This window comes from Glutamicibacter sp. AGC84, assembly GCF_053543575.1.
The window spans coordinates 40,477-64,773 of sequence record NZ_JBLVOC010000003.1 but is presented as its reverse complement, the minus strand read 5'-3'; the positions used below and the strand labels follow the sequence as shown (position 1 = coordinate 64,773).

The following is a 24,297-nucleotide window of genomic DNA, read 5'->3' as shown; positions in this document are numbered from 1 at the left end:
GGGCTATAGGCAATAAAGTGTGTCTGACCCGGGCGTGTTCCCGGGCCAGACAACCTTAAAACCCGGCTCTAGTAGATATTCCTCATCCACCCACTGCGAATGAATTGCCCATCCTCAGTGCTGGCGCCAGTGCCATAAAGCTCCGGGCCGATTGGTGCTTCATCAACCATGTGCTGCGCCCTCTTCTTCGCTTCGGGAGTGTAATGCTCCGGGCGCAACAGTGTCCGCAAGGCCGGGCGGTTCCCTTCATCCGCATGCGTCCAGCAGAACCACTCGCACGCCCGCCGGCGATGCTCAATGGGCATCCCTCGGTGATAGAAAATCATGGCCCGGATGCCGGAGTTCACCGCACCTTCAATCATGTTCGTCGTCGCGTTGATCCCCAAGCCGTTCAGATCTGTATCCAGGTAGGTGAACAGGTGCCCGCGTCGCAGGGCGTTGTTCATGGACTCGTAGGCGCTGCGTAGCCGATCGTGGGTGTACCACCACTTGCGGTTGCGTCGCAGGCCCCGCGGCCAGGCACCGGACCAGTCAGCAGCGTAGGTGCGTTCATTGATCAGCTCGTGGTTTTCGGCATGCCACGAGGCGAAGGCGGCAATCCATTCTGCTGCGGCTTCCTGAGTCCGGATTTTCGTGAGTTTCAGGCTCAGTCGACGTAACGACTTCCCTGCAGGCAAACGCGGATTCAGGGTCAGGTAGGTGCGCACGTTGCGCTGGATATGCACCAAGCAGCGTTGAATTTTCACGTTCGGCCAGAACTCTTTGAGCGCTTTCATCAGGCCTGATCCGCCGTCGGTCACCACGACTTTCGGTTCGGGGAAATGCTGCAGCAACACGGTCCAGGCCTCGGCTTTTTCGCGGTCGCACCACTGCCATCCGATGACACGTCCGTGAGCGATGGCGATCAGCAGGCACCAGCCTTGGCGCAGATAGATGCCGTCGACTTGGATCTCGTCGAAGACCTCGCCGGTGTGATGCAGGTAGGGGTGCACGTTCCAGCACCAAGCGGTCTGATGCCGGAAGGTGCGGCCGGTTCCGCCGCCGAATTCGGCTTGGGAATGTTTGCTCATCAGCCAAGTGACGAAGCCGGTGAGTTGGTTGCGGGCGGTGGTGTCTTCGCGCTTGAAAACGGTGCTGGCATTGCAGGTGATGCAGCGCCAGCGCTGGGTTCCTTTGGAGGTGGTTCCGTTTTTCTTCAGTCGGGAATGACAGATAATACAAGTATGGGATTGTCCAGTAAGCTTCACACTTATGGATTCAATACCCATGTGAACCTTGATCCTGCCCCGGCTTTCCGGGGCAGGATCAGGTTTTCAGACACACTTTATTGCCTATAGCCCATCTTTCGGCAAGGTAAGACTATGGCAAGTGTATTGAGCGAAATCGCCGTCGACTGCGCGAACCCGATGCTGGTGGCGAGGTTCTGGTGCGAAGCGCTGAATTATGACGTATTGGAAGAAGAAGCCGGCTTGGTCAGTATTGGGTCCAAATCCCAAGGCCCGGGCGGGCTGAAATTGACGTTCGCGCAAGTGCCCGAAACCAAGAGCATCAAGAATCGCCTCCATCTGGACCTGCGTCCTCAAAACGCCCAGCAGCAAGAAGAAGCTGATCGCCTGATCTCTTTGGGGGCCAGCTACGCCGATGTGGGCCAGCGGGAGGACGAGAGCTGGATCGTGATGGCTGATCCTGAAGGCAACGAATTCTGCGTGCTTTCCGGCGTCGAATAAGCGAGGCGCTTTAAATGCCTATTGGCGCCGGGCCGGTAATCTCTCACCAGCTCGACGCCAACAGGTTTTGCGTGTGCAGCTCCTGATCCCTGCAGAAGCTCACGGCCTAGGCGCTTTTGCGCCCCTTGGCCAGCTCTGGGTAGTGGATGGCCGCGGTCTGCGGGTGGGCTCGCAGCCATCCCTTGAGCACGTTGGCACCGTAGGAAGCCAGCATTGGGTTTTCCGGATCATCGGAGACGCCGCGAGCTTCGGCAGCCAGCTCGGCTGGCAGTTCGACCTTGTCGATCACTGCATCCAGTCGAGGGGAGTAGAAGAACGGCACCGAGTAGCGGTCAACGCCAGCTGGTGGCGCAATGACGCGGTGGATGGTGGCCATCAGGTAGCCGTTGGTCGCGACTTCGAGCATCTCCCCGAGGTTCACTACCAATGCACCCGGGGTCGGCGGCACCTCGATCCACTCTTCCTGGCCGTAGGGTTGCACCTGCAGCCCTCCAACCTGGTCCTGCAGCAGCAGGGTGACGAAGCCGTAGTCGGCGTGCAGGCCAACGCCCTGGTTGCCCGACTCTGGTACGACGTCGCCCGAAACGTAGTGCACCAACTTGCCCATCCATGACGGGGTGTTGGCGAATGGCTCGTCGAAGTGGCCTTCGGGCAAGCCCAGCCCCACAGCGATGGCCGAAAGCAGCTCGTGGCCGGTTTTGTTCATCAGCTCGGCCCACGCCATGGCGCGCTCTTCGAGCTGGGGGAAATCGGCAGGGAACTGGTTCGGGCCCTGCAGGTTCAAGTACGGCTTGTCCTCGGGAACGACCGCCAACGTCTCGCGTTCCGGTCCGTAGTCGATCTGTTCGCGGGCATCGGCGCGGCCGCGGGTGATTTCGGTGCCCATCCGGGTGTAGCCGCGGAACTGGGCGCTATTGCGGTTATCGAGCTTGATTTTCTGCTCAACGGGCTTCTGGAAGAATTCTGCGATGGTGTCGAGCAGTTCCTGGTCCTGCCCGGCATATGCGCTGTATCCGACGATCTGGAAGAAGCCGACGCGGTGTGCGGCGTCGCGAATCGCGGCAACGAAATCCTTGTTGAAGGAGCCGTCAGCATTGCGTGCGGTAGAAATATCGAGCAGTGGGATCTCGGTGACTACGTTGTTCATAAACCCAGAGTGCACCTTATGACGCGATTGTTACCAGCTAAAGTTACGCCCGGTTCCTCCAAGTTTCCCTTGGCGTAACAATCCTTGCTTTTTCGCATTGCGTGTCTGACTATTCGCATTCGCGTGTAGCATTCGCCCGGCAACTGCGCGGCGAGTCCGGCTGCCACCCGGCTCAATCGGCGCCGTCTCGGGAGGTGGCCTTCCTGCGGCCTGCCAACTAGCGCCTGATCTGCAGGTCTGTGGGTCTGGAGAGTTTGTCCGTATGCTTGAATAGTGATTTTTCGAGCGGTAGGTGAAGGCCGTCCATACCCGGACCACGGCTATTCTTCGGCGCGTGATTGGAGCGGACTTCCCCCGCAGCAAGTGAAACTAGCTGACTTGGTCACCACCAAAGCCACCTTGGATCTTGAAACATTGCTCTCTGAGGATTCCACCTTCTATGGCGACTTGTTCCCGCATGTAGTGCGCTATCGGGGCGTGTTGTATCTGGAGGATGGGATGCACCGCGCGCTGCGCTCGGCGCTTCATCATCGCTCGGTAATACACGCACGCATATTGGATCTGGACGCTAGTTAGATAAGCTAGCGCCACGAGGATGACGATGACGTCGCCTTCAGGCCAGCAGCTGCCGAAGGCTGACCAGAGCAAGGTGGAATGATGCGTGATCGCGATGACCCGGGGCAATGGCACGGTGCGCATATTGTCGACGAGCAAGAATTAAGTTTCAGCTCGGACGGCCAGGCTAAGCGGCGTGCCCGCAAACGCCAGAACATTGTTTTCTCCGTGATGGCCCTGCTGGTGATCGCGGTTTTGGCCGGCGCCGTACTCGTTTTCAATGGAACGCTGAAGTTGGGTGGCGAGCCTGTCGCCGTTGCGAGCCCGAAGCCAAGCGAGACGAAAATCGAAAACCCCAAGTGCCCGGCCATCGATTTCAAGTACCAAAAACCTTCAGATGTCGAAATACGCGTGCTGAACACTACCGATATTTCGGGTCTTGCGGGTGACACTGCCGAGGCACTGGAAAAGCGCGGCTTCAAGATTTCGTCGCTGACTTCCGGGTGGAAGTCGCTCTCCGAAACCACTGGCGCGGTCATTGCCGGGCCTGATGGCTATGCCCAGGCTTTCACCGTGCAGCGCCAGATCCCCGGCATCGTTTTCATCTACGACGAAAAGAAGTGGGGCAGCCGGGTGGACCTGGCGCTGGGGGAGAAGTTCGACGGCCTGGAAAAAGAACGCAAGCTCGATACTTCTGAAGGCAAGCTGGTCTGCAGCAAATAGCTGGCTACGGGGTCTGCACATCTCCGGAATGCACTTGGGCCAGCGCATTTGCGAAGACCTCGGCTGGCTGGGCGCCGGAAATGCCGTACTTTCCATCAATGATGAAGAAAGGAACACCGCTGATGCCCAGCTCGCGTGCCTGGACGATATCTGCGTTGACTTCCTCAACGTAGGATCCGGACGAGAGCTTCGCACGCAGTTCCCCGGTATCCAGCCCCAGCGTTCCGGCCAGTTCGAGCAGCGTTTCTAGGTCTCCGGTGTTCAGGCCCTTCTCGAAGTGGGCAGAAAGCAGCGCTTCCTTCATCTCGTTTCCGGCACCATGCTTCTTGGCGTATTCCAGTACGCGTAGTGCAGTGAAGGAATTAGCGACCTTCAAGTTGGCGAAGTCGTAGTTCAATCCTTCGGCAGCAGCCTGGGCGGTGACATGGTCAAGCATTTGGGCGACCTGTTCCTGGCCCAGTCCCTTCATCTTGGAGAGGTATTCGGCCTCGCTGCCGTCATAGTTCTCAGGCAGGCTCGGGTCCAGCTGGTACGAGTGCCAGTAGACATCCACGTTCTGGGAGTATTCGAACGCCTCGACACCCCGCTCAAAGCGGCGCTTGCCGATGAAGCACCAAGGGCAGGCAATATCGGAGAAGATATCCACGCGGATGCGCTTGTCTTCCGGGGACTGGACAGCAGTATTTTCGCTCATGCTTGAGGTAACAACTTTTGCTCACCGGGCATTCCTTATTCGCGGCTGCTGATTTCGGGGGAGATAATGGCAGGGCTCCTACGGAAACCGGATGGTGCTGATGGCGAGAGAAAGCAGAGCAAGTGGCAAAGAACCTTCGATGGCGCGGAATCCTCTTCGCCGGAACGATTACGGCGATGGCAGGCTTTGTTGATGGCGTCGGATTCGTGCACTTCGGCGGCTACTTCCTCTCCTTCATGTCGGGAAACTCCACGCGTTCCTCCGTGGCGCTGATGACAGGGGACCTTGCCGGATGGGCGATGGCGATGTCCTTGGTGAGCTGCTTTGTCGCAGGTGTCATCCTCGCAACGCTGGTTACCTTCCGGCTCGATAGGCTGCGCCGGCCAGTGGCCATGTATTCCAGTGCGGCACTGCTGCTCGCTGCGGCTATCTCCGGGAATTTCTTGCCGCAGCTGACGGCTCTGCTGCTGGCCGCCGCGATGGGCGTGGTCAATGTTTCCTACACTCGTTCGGGAGAGGTTTCCCTGGGCCTGACGTATATGACCGGCACGTTGGTCAAGCTCGGGCAGGCACTCGGTGGAGCAATCATCGGGTTGGCCACCGGGTCGGACCGCGGCGGCTACCGGATGCTATGGATGCGCTACGCAGTGCTTTGGCTGATGATCACCATGGGTTCCCTGGGTGGCGTCTTGGCCTACCTGCGGCTGGGGCTCGGCAGCTTGTGGATCGTCGCAGGCGGCATGCTCGCGTGGGCCAGCCTGGCGTTGTTCCAGGAGCTGCGCACACCCCATGGCCTGGAGTCGCCCTCGGAGCCTCAGGCCGGAACCTCCACCGGGATCAAGTAGAAAGACATAAAAAATATGCCTGGCTTCGCTTTATGCGAAACCAGGCATATTTTATTGCGCGGTGGCTAACTCAGCAAGGAGTCGCTGTCCTGCTTGATTGGCGCCGCTGGGCGTACCAGCAGCTTGAAGAGCACGGCCAGAAGCACGAGCCATGCGATTCCGGTGTACAGGGCTACACGCGTCGTCGGGCTCAGGGCCAAGAGCACGACAACGAAGACCATGAAGGCCAAGGCGATCCATACGGCAACGGTGCCGCCGGGCACAGCGTATTCGCGGGCAACGGCCGGTCCGCGGCCCGCTGCGGCTTCCTTGCGTCGCATGGCCAGGTACGAAGTCAGAATCATGATCCACACCCAAACGGTGGCGAAGGTAGCGATGGAAGCGATGATGGTGAACAGCGACTCCGGGAGCAGGGCGTTGAGCACCACGCCTACCAGCAGCACAATGGCCATGATGACCACGGTCATCCACGGCACGCCGTTACGCGAGATGCGGCCAAAGGACTTCGGAGCATGGCCGATCTCGGACATGGCGTAGAGCATGCGGCCAGCCCCAAAAGTATCGGCGTTGATCGCCGAAACGGCTGCGGTGATCACCACGGCGTTGAGCACGTGGGCGGCGGCCGGGATGCCCAGACCGTCGAAAATCTGCACGAATGGCGAAGCTGAGCCGTCGATCTGGCGCCAGTCAAAGAGCATCATGACTACGGCCAGCGAAGCTACGTAGAAGAGCAGGATGCGCCATGGCACGGTATTGATGGCGGCTGGAACCGACTTGGTAGGATCAGCTGCTTCACCAGCGGTGATGCCGATGGTTTCGATGCCGCCGAAGGCGAACATCACGACGGAGAACGAGAGCAGCAGGCCCACGAAGCCGTTGGGGAACAGGGTGCCAGCGCTCATCAGGGTAGCGATGCCGGTTGCGGTTTCGGTCTCAGGGGCGTTGAAGCCGAAGATGATCAGGGCGGCGCCGCCAATGATCATGGCGATAATTGCGGTCACCTTGATGATAGCCAGCCAGAATTCGGTTTCACCGAAGACCTTGACCTTCATCAGGTTGATCGAAGCGATCAGCAGGACGACCGCCAGCACCCAGATCCACTGCGCCACCTGCGGGAACCAGAAGCCCATGTAGATGCCGAACGCGGTCACATCGGCGATCGCGACAATGGCCATTTCGAAGGCAAAAGTCCATCCGGTGACGAAGCCGGCGAAGCGGCCCAGGTAGCGCGAAGCGTAGTGAGCGAAGGATCCGGAAACCGGATGCTTGACAGCCATCTCGCCCATGGCACGCATGACAATGAAGACGGCAGCGCCGCCAATCATGTATGCGAAGAGGACGGCAGGGCCAGCAGCCTGGATAGCAGAAGAGGAGCCGTAGAAAAGGCCCGTTCCGATAGCTGAGCCGAGGGCCATGAAGCGGATGTGGCGGGCAGTCAGCCCGCGGGCGAGAGACGCCTTTATTTCGTTCACGATAGTAATGCTCGGATCCTATAAGGGGTGCGTTCGATGGGGACGGGCCCGCGCCAAAGGCAGGGCACAGCCGTGAAAATCTTATGTGCTCCAGGCAGCCATGACGCGCTTAAGTGTTGCAGATCCATCGTGAGCTTGGCCACCAGCGGTTGCTGTTGGCCACCTGCCGGGTGGGAGAATGGGCATATGAAACTAGGATTCGTCCGCCACGGACAGACGCAATGGAACCTCGAAGGCCGCTTGCAGGGTTCCAGCGACATCCCCCTGAACGGCACCGGGCGAGCCCAAGCCCGCGAGGCTGTCTCGGTGCTGGACGGCGGCCAATGGGACGCTATCGTTTCCTCGCCGCTCTCTCGTGCACGCGAGACGGCACAGATCATCGCCGACGGTCTGGGACTGGAACTGGGTCCTAGCTACGACCTGCTGATCGAGCGCGACTACGCCCAGGGCGAGGGCATGGTTGAGGCCGAAGCGCTGGCGCTATGGCCGGACAAGAACGGTGGCGGAATTGAACCACTGGAATCTGTAGTTGACCGTGGCCTGCGCGCAATCAACCAGATTGCAGCAGACTACCAGGGCAAGAACGTCGCGGTAATCTGCCACGGCACCATTATCCGCTACACGCTCTCGCACTTCGCCGGCTACAAGCTGGACACCATCCGCAATGGCTCGGTTGCCATTATCGGCAATGAGCCCGGCGATTGGCAGCTGGAACTGGTCAATGACCAGGTGCCCAGCAAGGTCGCGGGCTAAGCCGCACTAGATGCCGGAAGGAACAATCCGGCGGATGCTGGAGGCCACCAGCGAATCACGCTGCCGGTTCTTGACGACCGCAAGCCATGAGCCCAACGCCATATAGGCCTTGGAGCGGATCTTTGGCGAGGAGAGGAACACGTCGTGCAGCGCGCCGGGCAGGCGCACCAAATGCAGTTCCCGGCCCAGGTCGATGCTGCGCTGGGCGACGACCTGCACATTCAAGGCCACGTCGGCGCGGGTGGCGGTGTCGTGCCAGCGCGGCAGCAAATAGTCTTCCGCCGAAAGCATCACCAGGGTGGGCATCTGGAGATCCAGCCCCTTCTTCACCTTGGCTTGCGCATTGAAGACGGCAGAGATGAAACCCGCGGTGAGCTTGAAGCCGTTGACCGGGCGCCAACCCAGATCGTAATCCCATTCGCCGGAAAACTGGCTGGAGACCGTGCGGGTGTAGAACCCCGGATCCACCGTCGGCAAGAAGCGGTGGGGGTTGCGGCTGCTGGCCGCCTGGACGATCCTCGCCAAGGCGGTGCGCCCGATCTCGCTGGCCTGGAATTCCAGCCACGGGCTGTTCAGCGCCAGCGCATCAACTTTCTGCGGGTTGGCTGCCGCATACAGCGAAGCGCTGAGCCCGCCAGTGGAGTGGGCGAGCAGGACAAAGCGGGTTCCCGGATGCGCGCTGGAAATGATGCGGTGGGCCGCGTCGAATTCCTCGAAGTACTCCTCCAGGTCGGTGGTGAAGCCCGGGCTTCTGTGCTCGGCGATTTTGGTGGCCTGGTCTACCGGCAAGTTCCGGCCATAATGGCGCAGGTCCAGTGCGTAGAAATCCGCTCCGGCATCGCTGAGGAACTCGGCGAGCTCTTTTTGGAAGAAGTAGTCCGACCAGCCATGCACATAAAGTACCGCGATCCCGCGCAATGGTGGCGGCAGGCGCAGCGATTTGCGCGGACGGTGCCTGATCAACGTCGCGGTGGAACCGTCCGACATCGGCAGCGGCCGTTGCGAGAAATCCTCGCCCAGCAGATCGGGCTGCCACAGGTCCTCGGCCGGGTTCTTGAACTGGAAAGCCATGGCTACAGCCTAGCCACCGCACACGCAAAACGGCATCCACCCGCTGGACTGGTTACCAACGGATGAATGCCGCTTTGCGTGGCCGACGTTCAGGGACGACTGTTTTCTATCGGCCGGGTCTCGATTACTGCCTAACCTGCCATTTCCAGGGTGCGGGCTGGCGCATCCAGGTAGCGCAGGTAGGCGTTCTTGGTCAGGAAGGTCGGGAAGTCATCGCGCAGGGCGCAAGCTTCGAAGATTTCCACGGCTTCCTCGAAGCGATCGCCTTCGAAGCGCTCCAAGCCCTCCATGGTCTCCTCGGCCAGTTCCTGGACCCAGCGACGGGTGATGATCTCGCCTTCATCGGTGATCGCCGACTGGTGGATCCACTGCCACAGCTGCGAACGGGAGATCTCGGCGGTAGCAGCATCTTCCATCAGGTTGCGCAGCGCCACAGCACCGTTGCCGCGCAACCAGGACTCGATGTAGCGGATGCCGATCTCGATGTTGTCGCGGATGCCGCGTTCGGTGATCTTGCCGGTGACGCTCTCGATGTTCAGCAGGGCCGGGCCGGAAACCTCGACATCTTCGCGGGTGCGCTGCAACTGGTTGGGGTTCTCGCCGAGTACCTCGTCGTACACCTCCCGGGCCACCGAAACCAGGTCGGGATGGGCAACCCAGGAGCCGTCGAAGCCATCAGCTGCTTCGCGGGCCTTGTCCTCGCGGACCTTGCCGAACGCCAGCTCGTTGATCGAGGCGTCCTTGCGGTTGGGAACGAATGCGCTCATCCCGCCGATGGCCGAAGCCCCGCGGCGGTGGCAGGCACGCACCAGCTGCTCGGTGTAGGCCCGCATGAACGGGGCGGTCATGGTCACGGTGTCGCGATCCGGGAAGACGAAGCGCGGTCCGCGGGAACGGAAGTTCTTGATGATCGAGAAGATGTAATCCCAGCGGCCAGCATTGAGCCCCGAGGAATGCTCGCGCAGCTCGTAGAGGATCTCTTCCATCTCGAATGCGGCGGTGATGGTCTCGATCAGCACGGTGGCACGGATGGTGCCGCGCTCGATATCCATCAGATCCTGGGCCATGTTGAACACGTCGTTCCACAACCGTGCTTCCAGATGGTTCTCCAGCTTCGGCAGGTAGTAGTACGGGCCGCGTCCGGCTGCCAGCAGGCGCTTGGCGTTGTGGAAGAAGTGCAGTCCGAAGTCCACCAGCGCACCGGACATCGGGGTGCCGGCAACCAGCAGGTGCTTCTCCGGCAGGTGCCAGCCGCGGGGACGAACCACGATGGTTGGCAGCTGCTGCAGATCGTAGCTGTTCAGCTTGTACTCGCGGCCATCCGGTGCGGTGAAGTCCAGTTCCTGATCCAGCACCCGGATCAGGTTGACCTGGTTCTTGATGACGTTCTGCCAGGTTGGCGAGGAAGCATCCTCCATGTCGGCCAGCCAGACCTTGGCCCCGGAGTTCAGCGCATTGATAGCCATCTTGCGTTCGATCGGGCCGGTGATTTCCACCCGGCGATCTTCCAGCCCCGGAGCGATCGGGGCGACCTGCCATGAATCGTCTTCGCGAATAGCGCGGGTCTCGTCCAGGAACTTCGGATCGCGGCCATTGGCAATGCGCGCCCGGTTGACCTGGCGGCGCTGCATCAACTCGGCACGGCGCGGTTCGAATGCGGTGTGCAGGGCCGAAAGGAAGTCCAGGGCCTCGCTGGTCAGGATCTGCTCCTGGTAGCGAACGGGGGTAGCGGTAATGGTGATGTTGTTCAGGGTGATGGGGGAGTTCATGGCAGCGTCCTTAAAAATCTTGGAAATGGTGCTGGTGCTAGCCGGCGCCTTTGCCGGCTAGCACCATCGACCCATCAGGGTCTAATGGAATTGGCCTTCTTCGGTGGATCCCACCAAGGCCAGGGTTGAGGCGTTAGGGTTCAGCGCCGTGGAGATCGCATCGAAGTAGCCGGTGCCGACTTCGCGCTGGTGCCTGGTGGCGGTGTAGCCGGCGGCCTCGGAAGCGAATTCGCGTTCCTGCAATTCGACGTAGGCGCTCATGCCGTCCTTCGCGTAGCCGGAGGCCAGGTCGAACATCGAGTGGTTCAATGCGTGGAATCCGGCCAGGGTGATGAACTGGAAGCTGAAGCCCATGGCGCCCAGTTCGCGCTGGAACTTGGCGATGGTCGCATCGTCCAGGTGCTTCTTCCAGTTGAACGACGGCGAGCAGTTGTAGGAAAGCATCTGGTCCGGGAAGTCCTTCTTGACCGCTTCGGCGAACTTGCGGGCCAGCTCCAGGTCAGGGGTGCCGGTTTCCATCCAGATCAGGTCCGAGTACGGTGCGTAGGCCTTGGCCCGGGCGATGCATGGCTCGATGCCGTTGGTGACCTTGTAGAAGCCTTCCGGGGTGCGCTCGCCGGTGATGAACTGCTGATCGCGTTCATCGACATCCGAGGTGATCAGCGTTGCCGCTTCAGCGTCGGTGCGGGCGATAACTACGGAAGGGGTGCCAGCCACGTCGGCGGCCAGGCGGGCCGCGTTCAGGGTGCGGATGTGCTGCTGGGTCGGGATCAGCACCTTGCCGCCGAGGTGGCCGCACTTCTTTTCGCTGGCCAGCTGGTCTTCCCAGTGGACGCCCGATGCGCCAGCGGTGATCATGGACTTCATCAGTTCGTAGGCGTTCAGCGGGCCGCCGAAGCCGGCTTCAGCATCAGCGACGATGGGGACCATCCAGTCTTCGACGGTCTGGATGCCTTCGGAGAACTCGATCTGGTCGGCACGCTGCAATGCGTTGTTGATGCGGCGCACGACCTGGGGAACCGAATTGGCCGGGTACAGCGACTGGTCCGGGTAGGTCTGGCCTGAAAGGTTGGCATCCGCCGCTACCTGCCAGCCCGAAAGATAGATGGCTCGAAGGCCGGCCTTGACTTGCTGCACTGCCTGGTTGCCGGTCAGTGCGCCCAACGCGTTGGTGTAGCCGCCGGTGGGGGTTTCCTCGGTGAGCTGCTTCCACAGCTTCTCGGATCCGCGTTTGGCCAGGGTGTGCTCTTCCTGGACCCGGCCCTGGAGCTTCACGACGTCGGCAGCGCTGTAGTCGCGGGTTACGCCGTTCCAGCGGGGGTTGTTTTCCCAGTCGCTCTCGATGGCTGCGATGCGGTTGTCGATCGAGGTTTCGTTGGTGTTTTCAGTAGTCATTGCCTTGGCTCCTTCGCACAAGCTGCGGGTTCATGTCGATCGGAAGGTGATCTTGTGAACTTCTTCGTGACAACTACTTTTCCGCAGGTGCGAGGGCTTCAACAGAGGTTTTTCGAATTAAGATTTCCACTTCTTCACAAAAATGGAAATTTATCGCTTCTTGCGCTGAATGTGAGTCAAGGCATGGAAATTAGCTGATATTGAATCAATCCCTAGTGAAGAAGAGTGAAATTTAACAGCAAGCCTGGATAAGGGCGAAGCCAAAGCAGACCGATTCCGGGCTCTGGGAGAATCGGCGAATCACTGATGAGCTGGGATTTTATGGAAACCGCAGGTGCTGATTCGTCACGGAGGGCATTATGCAACAGGCCAAGAAACGTGAAGTATCAGAGTCTGGACTGGTAGCTGGCTTTTGCCAGATGGGGACCTGGACTTGTCGCTATGGCCCATATTCTTGGCCGGCAGCGCAGTTTCTGCGTGCGAAGATTTATGGATCTTGCGACAATGGCTGATTGAGCCGGAGCGGGCTAGGGCTGGTCGAAAGAAACCACAGCCATGAAACCGCGGCCGGAGATGCGTGGTTCACCGGCGTCAGAGCCAACGACGGTGTCACGCAGGTTCAGCGACTGTTCGCTGTCGCCGAGCAAGAGCTTGGCAGAGCCCTGGACCAAAAGGCCCAGTTGCCCATCAAAGAGGTATTGCTCGCGCTTTTTGGACAGCTCGACAATGCGAACGGTGGGTCGTACCTGCTCCGGAACGGCGGCCACGTGCACGATGAGCAGTTCTTCGGCGGGCTGGCTCGCCTGGACAGGATTTCCCGTTTCGAATTTCAACGGGCGCAGCGGTTCCAATCCGTGCTCTTGCCCGTCTACATCCAGTTGCACGAAATCGCCGGCGATCAACGTGAAGACTTGAGCCGAAGGCGACGGAGTGAAGGCTGCAGATTTCTCGATAGAGCGAATCGACAGTTGCCAGGTTGATTCCCGCAGTTCGCTGGACCGCAACGTTCCGTCCTGCGCCAGAATTCCGCTCGCAATGAGCCGGACCTGCCCCAGATCCCATTGCTTCTTGGTGCTTTGCGCCAATTCGAGAATGGAACCCGGTGCAAAAGATGCTTGTACTTCGCTCATGGGACGAGTCTACTTGCCGATGACCAAGCGAAGTTGTTCGACCAGCTGGGATGTGGGCAGCGAGGCATCAAGGGTGATCCAGCCGTGCACTTGCGCAAGGCGCAGATACTCATTTCGACTGTCCCTGAGATACTCCATGCTTTCGTCGTCTTTGCCGCGGGTATTGATCCGCTCAAAGGCAAGGATGGGGTCGATGTCGAGCAGGACAATTCTCGCGTGCTCGGTACTTTTCGCCGCAAGCCAGGGGAGCAGCAATCCCGGAGGATGGCCGCGCAATCGCCGCAGCACTAATTGGCAATACAGGTGCCGGTCCATCACGCTGAGCCCGGGAGAGCGGGCCGCGAGAAGCATATTGCGGGCAACATTGAAGCTGCGGATGGAAGTTTCGAAGAAATCCTGGGTGAAAGTCGGGAACGTGATTCCCAGGGCGCGAGAGAATTTGGTAAGCCAGCTCCGCGCGGCGACGTTTGCGAGCCTGCGTGCCTGAACGCGATCGTTGCGCAGTTGCTGTACCAAAGCTTCAATAGTGGTGCTTTTGCCTGCGCCATCGGTGCCGACGATGACCAAAGTCCGGGGTGGATCGTGGGCATGGTGCGGGGCCGGTAGGGGGCGGGTGGAGACTGCGTGCATGGTGCTCCTTGCGGGATCTCTTTGTAGTTTCAACGTTTGCGCTTCGCTGAAGATTCCGCAGAAAGGCTGTGCATTTGTTGAGAGTAGCTCGCCGGGGAAGCAAGGAAAGAACCGTGAATATTTGCTTCCGCGTCACTGCTGGGCGATTGAATTACGGGTTGAATCCGGAAGATCTAGAAATTTTCACGATCCTTGGCATAACCTTGTCATGTGACTGCAACCACATGGAATCGCTCAGTGAACTCAGCCGGCAATGGCGCTGGCAGCGAAGATACAGACCTCGACGCCATTGCCCTCGGCCGCAGAATCCGTTTTCTGCGCAAGGGCAAGCAACTGACCTTGGATGATGTCTCGGCGCTCGTTGACACCGCGCCGAGCCAGTTGTCGCTGATTGAAAACGGCAAGCGCGAACCGAAGTTATCGCTGCTTAAGTCCCTGGCTGGAGCCATGGGGGTTGGCGTCGACGATCTGCTGGGCACCGAACCGCCATCGCGCCGTGCTGCTTTGGAGATCGAATTGGAACGTGCCCAACGCGGTCCACTGTACGAGTCCTTGGGATTGCCTACCGTTCGTGTTGGCACGCGTCTGCCCATGGATGTCTTGGAATCCCTGGTGGGACTGCAGCATGAATTGGAACGCCGCCTGAACGAGCAGGCCGCGACCCCTGAAGAAGCCCGTCGGGCCAATACCGCGTTGCGCCATGAGATGCGCCAACGCAACAACTACTACAAGGATATCGAGCAGGAAGCCGCCAAAGTCCTCTCTGCAGTTGGCCACGATTCAGGGCCGCTCTCGCATCATCGTGCAGCAGATATCGCCGAGCATCTGGGATTCAGCCTGCGCTTTGTGGGCAATCTTCCGCATTCCACGCGTTCGGTGACTGACCAGAAGAACAAGCGTATCTATCTGACGCAGGCGAACCGCTCGGAACATGATCCTCGTTCGGTGTTGCTGCAGGCGCTAGGGCATCACGTATTGGGCCATAGGACTCCAACCGATTATTTCGATTTCCTCTCGCAGAGGGTCGCGACCAACTACTTTGCCGCGGCGTTGATGATGCCGGAAAAGTCCACGGTGGACTACTTGCGGCGAGCTAAGAACAACCGTGAGTTGGCCATCGAGGATCTGCGCGATGCTTTCGCCGTGTCCTATGAGTCCGCAGCCCACCGGTTCACCAACCTTGCCACCGAGCATCTGGGGATGACCTGCCACTTCCAGAAGGTCCACGAATCGGGCATCTTGCACAAGGCTTATGAGAATGACCGAGTGAACTTTCCAGCCGATCACACCGGTGCCATTGAAGGACAAACCATTTGCCGGTATTGGACAAGTCGCGTGGTCTTCGAGCAGATGGATAAGTTCCGTTCCTTCGAGCAGTACACCGATACCGTCAATGGGACCTTCTGGTGCACGGCGCGCACCGAGCGCCATTCCTCGGGGCTGTATTCCTTGTCCATTGGCGTGCCTTTTGAGCATGTGAAGTGGTTCCGCGGGCGGGATACCAAGGAGCGCTGCCAATCCACCTGCCCGGACGAGAACTGCTGCCGCCGTCCACCTGCTGACCTATCCAGCCAGTGGTTCGGCAATGCGTGGCCGGCTACGCGCGCCAATACCCACTTGCTGGCGGCCATGCCAACCGGAGCCTTTCCCGGGGTAGACGAAACCGAGGTCTACCGATTCCTGGAAAAGCAGGTGGACTAGGGCCGTTGGACTATGCGATGTGCTTGGAGATGAAGGCAAGAGCAGTTTCCGCCAGCCACGCGCCATCCTGGGCAACGGTGCGGCCGGAGCGGGCTACCTTGAAGGAATGGTTGCCACCTTCGAACCAGGAAAGTTCGCTGTGCTCGTTCAGCTTGCTGGCGACTTCTTCCATCTTTTCGGGGTTGGCAAAGGGATCTCGGGTGCCTTCGAGGAAAAGCATCGGCACCGCAATCGGGTAGAGATGCTCATCGCGTAGCTTCTCTTCCTTCTTAGGCGCGTGCAACGGGTATCCCAGGAAGATCAACCCTGCCGAGGGCATGCCCTCGGCAACTGACAGGGAAGCGATGCGCCCGCCAACGGACTTTCCTGCCGTGAAGATTGGCAGGCCTTCAGCCAAGTGTTCTTCAACCCAACGGCGGACCTGGTGCCACACTGCGACCGCAGCTGGCGCTTTGTCGGGAAACTTCTTTCCAGCATCCATGTAGGGGAAATTAAAGCGCAGGACGCTGGCACCCAGATTCGCAGCGGCTAGCGCAAAGCCGGCCATGAAGTCGTGATCCTTTCCAGCACCTGAACCGTGTGCGAGCACGATGACGGCCTTCGCCGCCTTTGCGCGGTCCCAGAGCGCGCTGAGTTCCAGGTCTTCGTATGGAATGGAGAGTTCTTGGGTCATAGGTACCACCCTAGGGGCTGAGGGCCCATCAACTGATCATGAAAGGAAATGAACTACATTTCCCAGTCCTTGCGGAGCGCCGTATCGGTGTCATCGCCATTTCTGGCCGGTACCGTCAGCTTTTCAACTTTTTCGCCGGTTGCCGCACGCTCGTTGATCTTGAGCATCATATTTCCCGAGACGAAGATCGATGCGGGCATGTCGTATTCGCCGTCGATCCATGGACCGTCAGCGAGGGTGACGACGAGCTCGCCAAGCGCAGGAGACTCGACTTTCTCAACGTAGGCGTGGGGGTCAGCGGGCAGGCATGTGCGGTAGATTTCCAGCTCAGTGATTTCAGCTCCGCATAGGGATTTGTAGGTATCGTTCATGGCGGACAGCCACTGCGTGTACTTTTCCGAGGCCCAAGCTTTGCGGTCCTCGGGATCGGCACCAGTACGAGCCCGGGTGAAAGTTCCTGAGTTATTGCCGTCTTCAGTAGCGAAGGTGACAGATTCCAATTCCGGCGAGGCCTCGCCTACGCTTTCGAACATGATTCGGCCCATCATGCGCAGCTCATCCTCGTTGGTTTCGTAGCTTTCCCGCATCTGGGTTCCAAACTTCATGCTGTTATCCAAGAAGATATTGATGGCACCAGGTGCTGGAGATTCCCAAGAAGTCATTAGGTTGTAGGGATACAAGAAGCCTTTGGTGGACTTGATGCCAGAGTTTTCTTTCCACATCTCAATTTTGGAATCTGCCCAGGCCTGTCCCGAATTGGCGTTGGCGTCCAACTCCGCGGGTCCAGGCACGGGGGCGGTTTCACCGGGTTCACCGGTTTCGGCCGCGGGCTGTGCCGCCGGAGTGGAGCCAGCGACGGAAGCCGTCGCCGAATCGGCTGGCGCTGCTTGTTCGGGAGCTGCATTGCACCCTGCTAGAAGCAAAGCCAACGATGACAGGGCAATGACCGAACGGGTGCGCAAGAATAACTCCTCACTATCGATGAATGGTCAGTCTATACAGGCCAGGCAGCGAAGGGAGAGCTGTTACGAGAATTTGGCAAAGGTCCGGATCGCACCGGCACGGAAATCCGACGCTTCCGTGAGCCCCATGGATTCGTAGAAGGCACGTTGCCCGGGTTCATCATCGGTGATCAGGACCAGCTGACGCACATGCTCATATTTCACTAGTACGGCAGAGAACAAAGCACGGCCTACGCCGGTGCGATGCGTAGATGGACGCACCAGGATGTCCTGGACGTAGCAGATGGTGGCATTATCCGAGACCACGCGCACAAGGCCGATTAACTGGTGGTCTACGTCGTAGGCGTAGATTACGCATGCTGAATTCTTCAGGCCTTCGAATAGTACGTCTGGGTTGTCTGTATAGGCGCTCCAGCCCACCGCGTTGTAGAGCGAGAGTATTTGTTCCTCGGAAGGCACCTTAGTGGTGGAGAGTTCCATCGAGTCCTTTACTTTTGCGGGGAAACCGAAAGGATCTCTGCGTTGCCCAGCAACGGATGCTTCACCAGTTCTGTTTCCAATGTGTGGGTGATGGCTTGGGCGGAGTCGCCGTTGTAAACGAACACCGGGCCATCATGCCGGTAGTAGACATCCTCATGCCAGCCGATTTCGCCGTCACCCAATGCATGCTGCAGGGCCCTGACTGTTGGCTCCAGATCCGAGTCCGATTCGGCCCCGAGCCTGGTTCGAAGCAACACGTACTCGCTGCTGCCTACTTCGGTGCGTTGTCCATCAATAATCAGCCAGGAACCATGCCCCAGCCCTCCATCGATGAGCGAAGAGAGCAATTCGGAGAACAGCTTCTTCGGTTCGGGGGTGGACACTTCAAGGTCAATGTCGCTGGAGATCGGCTCCTCGGCCGCGTCCAGTGTGGTCTTGGCGCTGATGATGGTTCCGGAAGACTTGTATTTGGGCAACAACGTATCGAGCAGGCCCGCCTCATGATCTTTGCGCAGGCGTTCGGTCATCGGCTGGGCAAAATGGATCTGCACCCGGTGAGTCGAAGCCTCCGATGATTTCCTGGCGAACAGCGACATGTCCTCAGTCCTCGTGTGGGTCGGAAATGCAAAAGACGATTCCGTAAGGATCGCGCATAATGGTCCAGCCAAAAGTGGGATCTTCGGTGTGGTCCTCAACGCGTGTTGCGCCAGCGGCCATGCAACGGGTGACTTCCTGCTCGCGGCTGGTGCTTGCTTCCAAGTCGAGATGAACCCGGTTCTTGCCGGCAGTGATCTCATCAACTTTTTGGAACCCCAACCTCGCGCTGAAGCCAGGGACGCTGATCATGGTGAATCCCGGGTACTGGCCCAGATATTTCCCGCCCAGAACAGCCCTCCACCAAGCCGAGGCGGCTTTCTCGTCAAGGGCATCGAGGGTGATCATTCCAATGTTCGCCATGCAGTCAAAGGTACCGGGAGTCTTCCTGCTTAGCTAGAGGTTGACTGCATTTCGGCAGCTGACTAGCGCACTTTCTAAGCGAAGAAAAGGGGCCTGCTTGGTCGGGACGGAAATCCCGAGCAAGCAAGCCCCTTTATGGGCTATGCCGGCCTAGCTATCGAAGTAGTTTGGCGCGTGCTCGTTGTGAGCAGGTGGAGTCGGCATCTCGACTTTCTTCTGCACCTTCAGCATGCCAGCGGCGTAGTCCACCGAAACGGTGTCACCAGCGGCAAGCGAATCACTGATCAGCAGGTCGGCAATGGCATCCTGTACCTTCCGCTGTACCAGCCGGCGCAGCGGGCGAGCACCGAACTCGGGGTCGTAGCCTTCGTTCGCCAGCCACTGCACGGCAGCGTCGCTCACCTCCAGCTTCAGCTCCTGGTCCACCAAGCGAGCTTCGGTCTCGGCGATGACCAGCTTGACGATCTGGCCAATCTCGGACTGCGAGAGCTTGGAGAACAGCAGTACCTCGTCCAAACGGTTCAGGAACTCTGGGCGCATGAACTCGCGTACCTTGCCCATGACCTTGGCCCGGATTTCTCCAGCCTCGCTGGTGGCATTGGCGGAGGTGAAACCGAAGTTTCCGGCCTTGTTGGCCAAGTACTCGCCGCCGAGGTTGCTGGTCATCAGGATCAGCGTGTTGGAGAAATCGACAGTGCGCCCGGCTGAGTCGGTCAACCGGCCGTCATCGAGTACCTGCAGCAGCACGTTGAACACGTCCGGGTGGGCCTTCTCGATTTCATCGAGCAGCACGACCGAATACGGGTTGCGGCGGATCTTCTCGGTCAGCTGGCCGGGCTCGTCATGGCCGATGTACCCCGGAGGTGCGCCAATCAGGCGCGCCACGGTGTGCTTCTCACCGTATTCGCTCATATCGACGCGAACCAGCGATTCGGCCGAACCGAAGAGGTTTGCAGCCAGGGCCTTGGCCAGTTCGGTCTTTCCGACGCCGGTGGGACCCAGGAAAAGGAACGAGCCGATGGGGCGACCTGCTGGCGACATTCCGGTACGGTTGCGACGCACGGCGCGTGCCACAGCGGCAACGGCATCGTGCTGGCCGATGACCGAAGCATGCAGGGAATCTTCCAGCGAAGCCAAGCGTGCCTTGTCATCTCCCGAGATGCGCGAGGTGGGGATGCCGGTGGATCGGGAGATCACTTCCGAAATCTGCTTCTCATCCACTACCCGGGTGACCCCTGCATCGCCGGCCTCCTCAGCAGCCTTGATGCGCGCGGTCATTTCCACGATGTGGTCACGCCATGCGCCAGCTTCTTCGAATCGTTCCTCGCCGATGGCGCGTGACTTCTCGCGCTCGGCGTCGACCAATTCGGCACGCAGGGACTGCACATCCTCGGCATCTCCGGCAGCGATGGACCGCCGGGCACCGGCGATATCGATCAAGTCGATGGCCTTGTCAGGAAGCTGGCGGTCGTTCAGGTACCGGGCAGAGAGCGTCACCGCGGCCTTGAGCGCTTCGGGGGTGTACTGCACCTGGTGGTGATCCTCGTAGGATTCGCGCAGGCCGTCCAAAATGGCCAGCGCCGTTTCCTCCGACGGCTCGGCGACAGTAACCTTGCCGAAGCGCCGAGCCAGCGCGCTGTCCTTCTCCACCTTGCGGAACTCATCGAGCGTAGTGGCGCCGATCATGTGCAGCTCGCCACGCGCCAAACGCGGCTTGAGGATATTTGCGGCGTCCATATTGCCGGACTCGCCAGAGCCTGCACCGACCAGCAGATGCATCTCATCGATGAATATCAGCACCTGCCCTTCGGCTGCGGCTACCTCATCGAGCAGTCCGGTGAGCCGCTGCTCGAAATCTCCGCGGTAGCGGGTTCCGGCGAGCATGCCCGGAAGATCAATGGAGATCAAGGCCGCATTGCGCAGTTGGGCTGGTACCTGGTCATCGATGATGGCGCGGGCCAGGCCTTCGGCAATGGCGGTCTTGCCCACGCCGGCCTCGCCAATCAGCACAGGGTTGTTCTTGGTGCGACGGGCCAGGATTTCAATAACCTGATCCAGTTCCTCCTTGCGTCCGATCACCGGATCAATCTGGCCGTCGGAGGCCAGCAGGGTCAGATCGGTTCCGTAGCGTTCGAGCATGGACACGTCGGACTCGGAATCGGACTGGTTCTGGGCATCGTTTTGGCCACGCTGGGCCTGCTCCATGGCGGCTTGCTGCAAGGACTGGCCGGTGATGCCGTGCTGCGCCAGGAGCTGGCTGACCGGAGATTCCGGGTTGAAAACGAAGGCCAGGAAAAGATGATCCGGATCGATGTAGGTCGAACCGTAGTTACGGGCAACCTGATAGGCGTCAAAGAGGCTGCGCTGAGCTGCCGACGATAGGTGGGATGGCTTCTCGCCCTTCTCCTGGGACTTAGGCATGCGCGCGATGGCATCTGCACTCAAAGCCTCGATGTCGATACCCATGGCGGTCAGGTGCTCGCCGACTGGTTCGGTGCGCAGCAGAGCCATCAGGAGGTGCAGGGAATCAATCTCGTCGTGGCCATGCTCCTGGGAAATCGCTGCCGCGGTGGCTACCGCTTCGTGGGTGCGGGCGGAAAGCAGGCGCGTGAGGTCGATGGGACGTGCTGCCTGAGCACGTGAAGACAGGAATCGAGAGAGGAATTCCTCAAACGAGCCATCTGACGGTGCGCCGAAAAATGCTGGCAAGTGAGCCTCCTAATAGAAACTTGAGCGGTCTATGCTCATGTTCAACGCATATGGCGCGCAGATATTCCCGAACCAGTCGGGCAAGGTGTCAAAGAGGTTGACTTCACACTAATAGCTGGAAAGCAGGCGCTAGTCTTTCGGGATTTCGATAAGGCCCATACGCGTGGCCGCAACCAGGGCCTGGACCCGATCGCGAACATTCAGCTTAACGAAAATCTTCGCCATATGGGTTTTAACCGTGGTTTCGGAAATAGTCAGAGTTCTTGAAATCTCGGTATTGTTTAGCCCGCGTGCGAGCAGTTTTAGAATCTCGAATTCCCGATTGGTAATTCCCAAGTCATAGGCCAGTTCTTGAATGTCTTGTGAATTATCCCGGTAAGCTTCGCGAACCGCAGAAACTAGATCAGAAGAAACCGACGGGGAAATGGCTGCAGTTCCTTGGTGAACGGCATGGATCGCATGAATAATTTCATCTGGTTCAGAGTCTTTTACCAAGTATCCGCTGGCCCCAGCGGTCAGTACCGGAACCAGATAGTCGTCCGAAGAAAAGGCGGTAATGGCAAGCACTGAGGGGCTGTCTTCGGCAGATTTGATTGCTTTAGTAGCGCTAACCCCGTCCATTATCGGCATCTGCAAATCCATGAGTACAACGTCCACTTGATTGCCGCTGCAATACTCGACGGCGGCCTGTCCATTTTCAACAGAATTAACCGTTACAATTCCGGGGTCTGTTGCTAGGATTGTGCCCAACGCATGCCGAATTAGAGGTTCATCATCGACGATAAGGACCTTTATTTGTTCCATCTGATTCCTCTGATTCGATGCGGGTGGCCTCATGTTGGCCTGTTCACCTGAAAGTATATAAGTTGATCTGATGTGGAGTTTGTTATGAAGGGTTTGAAAATGCTGGCCGTAGCAGCATTAGTTCTGGCACCATTGACCGCCGTGGCAGCTCCTGCATCTGCCGCGAGCTCTCCAGCCTCCAGCAGTGGCAACGTTGCTACTCCTGCTGGCTTTGGCTCAGCCTTCTCGGAGTGGTTCTGCAACCGCTACGGCATCGGCTGCCCATAACGCGGTTTATTTGACTTGATCATCTGAGCCGGGAATTATTCGGCATATGAATGGACGACTAAAGGACACCCTGACCAAGCTCTTCGCTGGTCGGGGTGTCATTGTTTGGACTGGTATTGCGGTTCTGATCGCGGTTTCCAGTAGCGAGTTCGTGACTCTGCTGGAAGACGGATTTAGTGGTTCGTCGGATATTTCGGTTCGAGGCGCGTTGCTCGGCGTTGGACTGTGCGCAATTCTTGCGCTTGGTCTTCGCTGGGTTGCCGTATCCGTCGGATTGTTTGTGGCAGTTGCCTATTTCTTCCTCACGGACAGCGCCATGTTCTTCTGGACTGTCGTTTCATTCATGATTTTTTCGGCGCTGGCAGCTACAGCCAGTGCCATGAGCGTTAGGGCCTTATTCCTAACCTTGTCCGCAGCGTGGATGGTGCAGTTCGGCATCCAGTCCGGGCAAGACGCGGTTCTGCTTGTCGGGATTGCCCCGTTGACGGCGATGGCGTTCTTCTTAACGAGGAATATTTACTTGCTGCGCGAGAAGAACGAGCTCGCTCTTCGGCAAATGCATACGGTCAAAGAGCAGACTCGTCTTGCTGTCGACCGGGAGCGAAAGAACATTGCCCGGGATCTGCACGATATTGTCGCGCATGACATCACGGTCGTGGCCATGCAGTCGAAGGCCGCGAAGTTCGCAAACGATGGGAAGAAGGCCCTCGAAGCTCTGGATGTCATCGCCAAACTGAGTACTGAGACTTTGCACGATTTACGCCTGATGCTCAATGTCCTGAGGGCTGATGGGACCATGGCAGATCCCTCGTCCCAGGTCATTGATAAGCCGGCCGCTACTACTGTTTACGCGCTTCAGGGTGCAGAACTTTTCGTTCAGAGGCTAAAAGAGGCAAATTTCGAGGTGAGCTCCACCACTGACGAGAAAATTTCCGAATTGCCCCGTTCTGCACAGACTGCGATATATCGGGTCATGCAAGAAGGTACAACAAATGTGATAAAGCACGGTGCCTTGGGCGGGAAGTGCACCTTCGAACTCACGGTCCAAGGGGCAGAGGCAATCCTGGAAATTACTAATCAGATGGGGAATTTCGACAAGAAGGCGAGTGGGTTGCCAGAAGGCGGGACGGGCCTGATTGGCATGGGTGACAGGATGCGCGCATTTGGTGGAAAGTTTGCAACCAGTTCCGAAAATGGTGTTTGGGCCCTGCGCGCAAGCATCCCGTTCTGACCCCTACCCTCCTACTAAAGTATGATTTCGGATTTTCGCAGGACGCGATAAGTTAGACATGTATCGGTGAAGACCGATCACCGGGAAGGTACTTGGTGGTGTTTTGCGAGTGGCATCACTAAGGATCCGAGGGTGATTAAAAGGTACGTTGCATTGCGTAAACGGACTGATCTTTCATCGGCGCTGTGCCCCCATCGCACGCCGTTGTCTGTCAGTAATGCAACGTACCTTTTATAACTTAAACCCAGCCCGTGTTTCTGCGTTCTGCCTTACGCCTCAGGTCGGAATGGGCCTGCGTGGCGGGGTGTTGCGCCTATGGAGAGCATTTCCTGTCTGGGAAACGAGCGCGCATGAGTTCCCAGGTAGATACGGTTGTTTGGCAACAATAAGGCCTGGCCGTGGAGCCTAAGGGCGTCTTCGATAGCAAGGCGGCAGATGCTGCGATCAACGCAGAAGCAACCGCAGATTCTTTGGCCGTGAAGGCGGGCAAGCCAAGCGGGGCCCATGGTTCGATCGCCTGCGGTGGCTCGACGCCTTGCTGGCCACGCGCATCGGCTAGTCGATGAATCAACGGCAAAGGGTGCGAGAACTCGAATTAGCTC

At 58.8% G+C, this 24,297-nt stretch carries 23 protein-coding genes; 7 read left to right on the top strand and 16 right to left on the bottom strand.

Annotated features, from left to right (window positions below; genetic code table 11):
* Positions 1-68 precede the first annotated feature (68 nt).
* Positions 69-1,268 (bottom strand): IS1249 family transposase, encoded by a 1,200-nt coding sequence (locus ACNPN0_RS01385; protein ID WP_448938834.1) that lies wholly within the window; start codon positions 1,266-1,268, stop codon positions 69-71.
* A gap of 93 nt (positions 1,269-1,361) precedes the next feature.
* Here ACNPN0_RS01385 and ACNPN0_RS01380 point away from each other — a divergent pair, with 93 nt between their 5' ends.
* A complete protein-coding gene (locus tag ACNPN0_RS01380) occupies positions 1,362-1,727 on the top strand; it encodes a VOC family protein (RefSeq protein WP_105659190.1) in 366 nt (121 codons plus the stop codon).
* Positions 1,728-1,833: 106 nt separating this feature from the next.
* Here ACNPN0_RS01380 and ACNPN0_RS01375 read toward each other — a convergent pair whose 3' ends face one another.
* A complete protein-coding gene (locus ACNPN0_RS01375) occupies positions 1,834-2,874 on the bottom strand; it encodes an isopenicillin N synthase family dioxygenase (RefSeq protein WP_105659189.1) in 1,041 nt (346 codons plus the stop codon).
* 273 nt (positions 2,875-3,147) lie between these two features.
* Between ACNPN0_RS01375 and ACNPN0_RS01370 the strand changes: the two genes are divergently transcribed.
* Positions 3,148-3,450, top strand: coding sequence for a type II toxin-antitoxin system VapB family antitoxin (locus ACNPN0_RS01370; protein ID WP_105659188.1), 303 nt, complete (start codon positions 3,148-3,150; stop codon positions 3,448-3,450).
* Positions 3,451-3,528: 78 nt separating this feature from the next.
* Positions 3,529-4,152: a LytR C-terminal domain-containing protein gene (locus tag ACNPN0_RS01365; RefSeq protein WP_400343083.1), complete on the top strand. Its 624-nt coding sequence runs from the start codon at positions 3,529-3,531 to the stop codon at positions 4,150-4,152.
* 4 nt (positions 4,153-4,156) lie between these two features.
* Here ACNPN0_RS01365 and ACNPN0_RS01360 read toward each other — a convergent pair whose 3' ends face one another.
* A complete protein-coding gene (locus tag ACNPN0_RS01360) occupies positions 4,157-4,846 on the bottom strand; it encodes a DsbA family oxidoreductase (protein WP_332730632.1) in 690 nt (229 codons plus the stop codon).
* A gap of 122 nt (positions 4,847-4,968) precedes the next feature.
* Here ACNPN0_RS01360 and ACNPN0_RS01355 point away from each other — a divergent pair, with 122 nt between their 5' ends.
* Positions 4,969-5,691 carry a YoaK family protein gene (locus tag ACNPN0_RS01355; RefSeq protein WP_448938455.1) on the top strand — a complete coding sequence of 241 codons (723 nt, stop codon included), beginning with the start codon at positions 4,969-4,971 and terminating at the stop codon, positions 5,689-5,691.
* 65 nt (positions 5,692-5,756) lie between these two features.
* Here ACNPN0_RS01355 and ACNPN0_RS01350 read toward each other — a convergent pair whose 3' ends face one another.
* Positions 5,757-7,163 carry an amino acid permease gene (locus ACNPN0_RS01350; RefSeq protein ID WP_448938833.1) on the bottom strand — a complete coding sequence of 469 codons (1,407 nt, stop codon included), beginning with the start codon at positions 7,161-7,163 and terminating at the stop codon, positions 5,757-5,759.
* Between the two features lie 186 nt (positions 7,164-7,349).
* On the opposite strand from ACNPN0_RS01350, the gene ACNPN0_RS01345 reads away from it, so the two are divergent.
* Complete coding sequence (locus ACNPN0_RS01345; protein WP_448938457.1) at positions 7,350-7,916, top strand: histidine phosphatase family protein; 567 nt, start codon at positions 7,350-7,352, stop codon at positions 7,914-7,916.
* 6 nt (positions 7,917-7,922) lie between these two features.
* Here ACNPN0_RS01345 and ACNPN0_RS01340 read toward each other — a convergent pair whose 3' ends face one another.
* The 5 genes from ACNPN0_RS01340 to ACNPN0_RS01320 form a co-directional block, all read right to left on the bottom strand.
* Positions 7,923-8,987 (bottom strand): alpha/beta hydrolase, encoded by a 1,065-nt coding sequence (locus ACNPN0_RS01340; RefSeq protein ID WP_448938458.1) that lies wholly within the window; start codon positions 8,985-8,987, stop codon positions 7,923-7,925.
* 131 nt (positions 8,988-9,118) lie between these two features.
* The gene (gene aceB / locus ACNPN0_RS01335; protein WP_448938459.1) at positions 9,119-10,756 is read right to left on the bottom strand and encodes a malate synthase A; all 1,638 of its coding nucleotides are present in this window, start codon (positions 10,754-10,756) and stop codon (positions 9,119-9,121) included.
* 81 nt (positions 10,757-10,837) lie between these two features.
* Complete coding sequence (gene aceA / locus ACNPN0_RS01330) at positions 10,838-12,151, bottom strand: isocitrate lyase (RefSeq protein ID WP_105659180.1); 1,314 nt, start codon at positions 12,149-12,151, stop codon at positions 10,838-10,840.
* 527 nt (positions 12,152-12,678) lie between these two features.
* Positions 12,679-13,281, bottom strand: coding sequence for a HutD family protein (locus tag ACNPN0_RS01325; RefSeq protein ID WP_448938460.1), 603 nt, complete (start codon positions 13,279-13,281; stop codon positions 12,679-12,681).
* 9 nt (positions 13,282-13,290) lie between these two features.
* Complete coding sequence (locus tag ACNPN0_RS01320; RefSeq protein ID WP_448938461.1) at positions 13,291-13,911, bottom strand: AAA family ATPase; 621 nt, start codon at positions 13,909-13,911, stop codon at positions 13,291-13,293.
* 210 nt (positions 13,912-14,121) lie between these two features.
* On the opposite strand from ACNPN0_RS01320, the gene ACNPN0_RS01315 reads away from it, so the two are divergent.
* On the top strand, positions 14,122-15,612 hold the full coding sequence (locus ACNPN0_RS01315) for a helix-turn-helix domain-containing protein (RefSeq protein ID WP_448938462.1): 1,491 nt from the start codon (positions 14,122-14,124) through the stop codon (positions 15,610-15,612).
* A 10-nt stretch (positions 15,613-15,622) separates the two neighbouring features.
* Here ACNPN0_RS01315 and ACNPN0_RS01310 read toward each other — a convergent pair whose 3' ends face one another.
* From ACNPN0_RS01310 to ACNPN0_RS01280, 7 genes are all read right to left on the bottom strand, one after another.
* Entirely contained in the window at positions 15,623-16,285 is a 663-nt protein-coding gene (locus ACNPN0_RS01310; protein WP_448938463.1) for an alpha/beta hydrolase family protein, read from the bottom strand.
* A 53-nt stretch (positions 16,286-16,338) separates the two neighbouring features.
* Entirely contained in the window at positions 16,339-17,058 is a 720-nt protein-coding gene (locus ACNPN0_RS01305; protein ID WP_448938832.1) for a hypothetical protein, read from the bottom strand.
* Between the two features lie 252 nt (positions 17,059-17,310).
* Positions 17,311-17,727, bottom strand: coding sequence for a GNAT family N-acetyltransferase (locus ACNPN0_RS01300; protein ID WP_448938465.1), 417 nt, complete (start codon positions 17,725-17,727; stop codon positions 17,311-17,313).
* Positions 17,728-17,735: 8 nt separating this feature from the next.
* Positions 17,736-18,323 carry a hypothetical protein gene (locus ACNPN0_RS01295; protein WP_448938466.1) on the bottom strand — a complete coding sequence of 196 codons (588 nt, stop codon included), beginning with the start codon at positions 18,321-18,323 and terminating at the stop codon, positions 17,736-17,738.
* A gap of 4 nt (positions 18,324-18,327) precedes the next feature.
* The gene (locus ACNPN0_RS01290; RefSeq protein WP_105658611.1) at positions 18,328-18,684 is read right to left on the bottom strand and encodes a VOC family protein; all 357 of its coding nucleotides are present in this window, start codon (positions 18,682-18,684) and stop codon (positions 18,328-18,330) included.
* Positions 18,685-18,834: 150 nt separating this feature from the next.
* A complete protein-coding gene (locus ACNPN0_RS01285; protein WP_105658610.1) occupies positions 18,835-21,393 on the bottom strand; it encodes an ATP-dependent Clp protease ATP-binding subunit in 2,559 nt (852 codons plus the stop codon).
* A gap of 129 nt (positions 21,394-21,522) precedes the next feature.
* On the bottom strand, positions 21,523-22,197 hold the full coding sequence (locus ACNPN0_RS01280; RefSeq protein WP_448938467.1) for a response regulator: 675 nt from the start codon (positions 22,195-22,197) through the stop codon (positions 21,523-21,525).
* A gap of 313 nt (positions 22,198-22,510) precedes the next feature.
* Between ACNPN0_RS01280 and ACNPN0_RS01275 the strand changes: the two genes are divergently transcribed.
* Positions 22,511-23,695: a sensor histidine kinase gene (locus tag ACNPN0_RS01275; protein WP_448938468.1), complete on the top strand. Its 1,185-nt coding sequence runs from the start codon at positions 22,511-22,513 to the stop codon at positions 23,693-23,695.
* Positions 23,696-24,297: the final 602 nt, after the last annotated feature.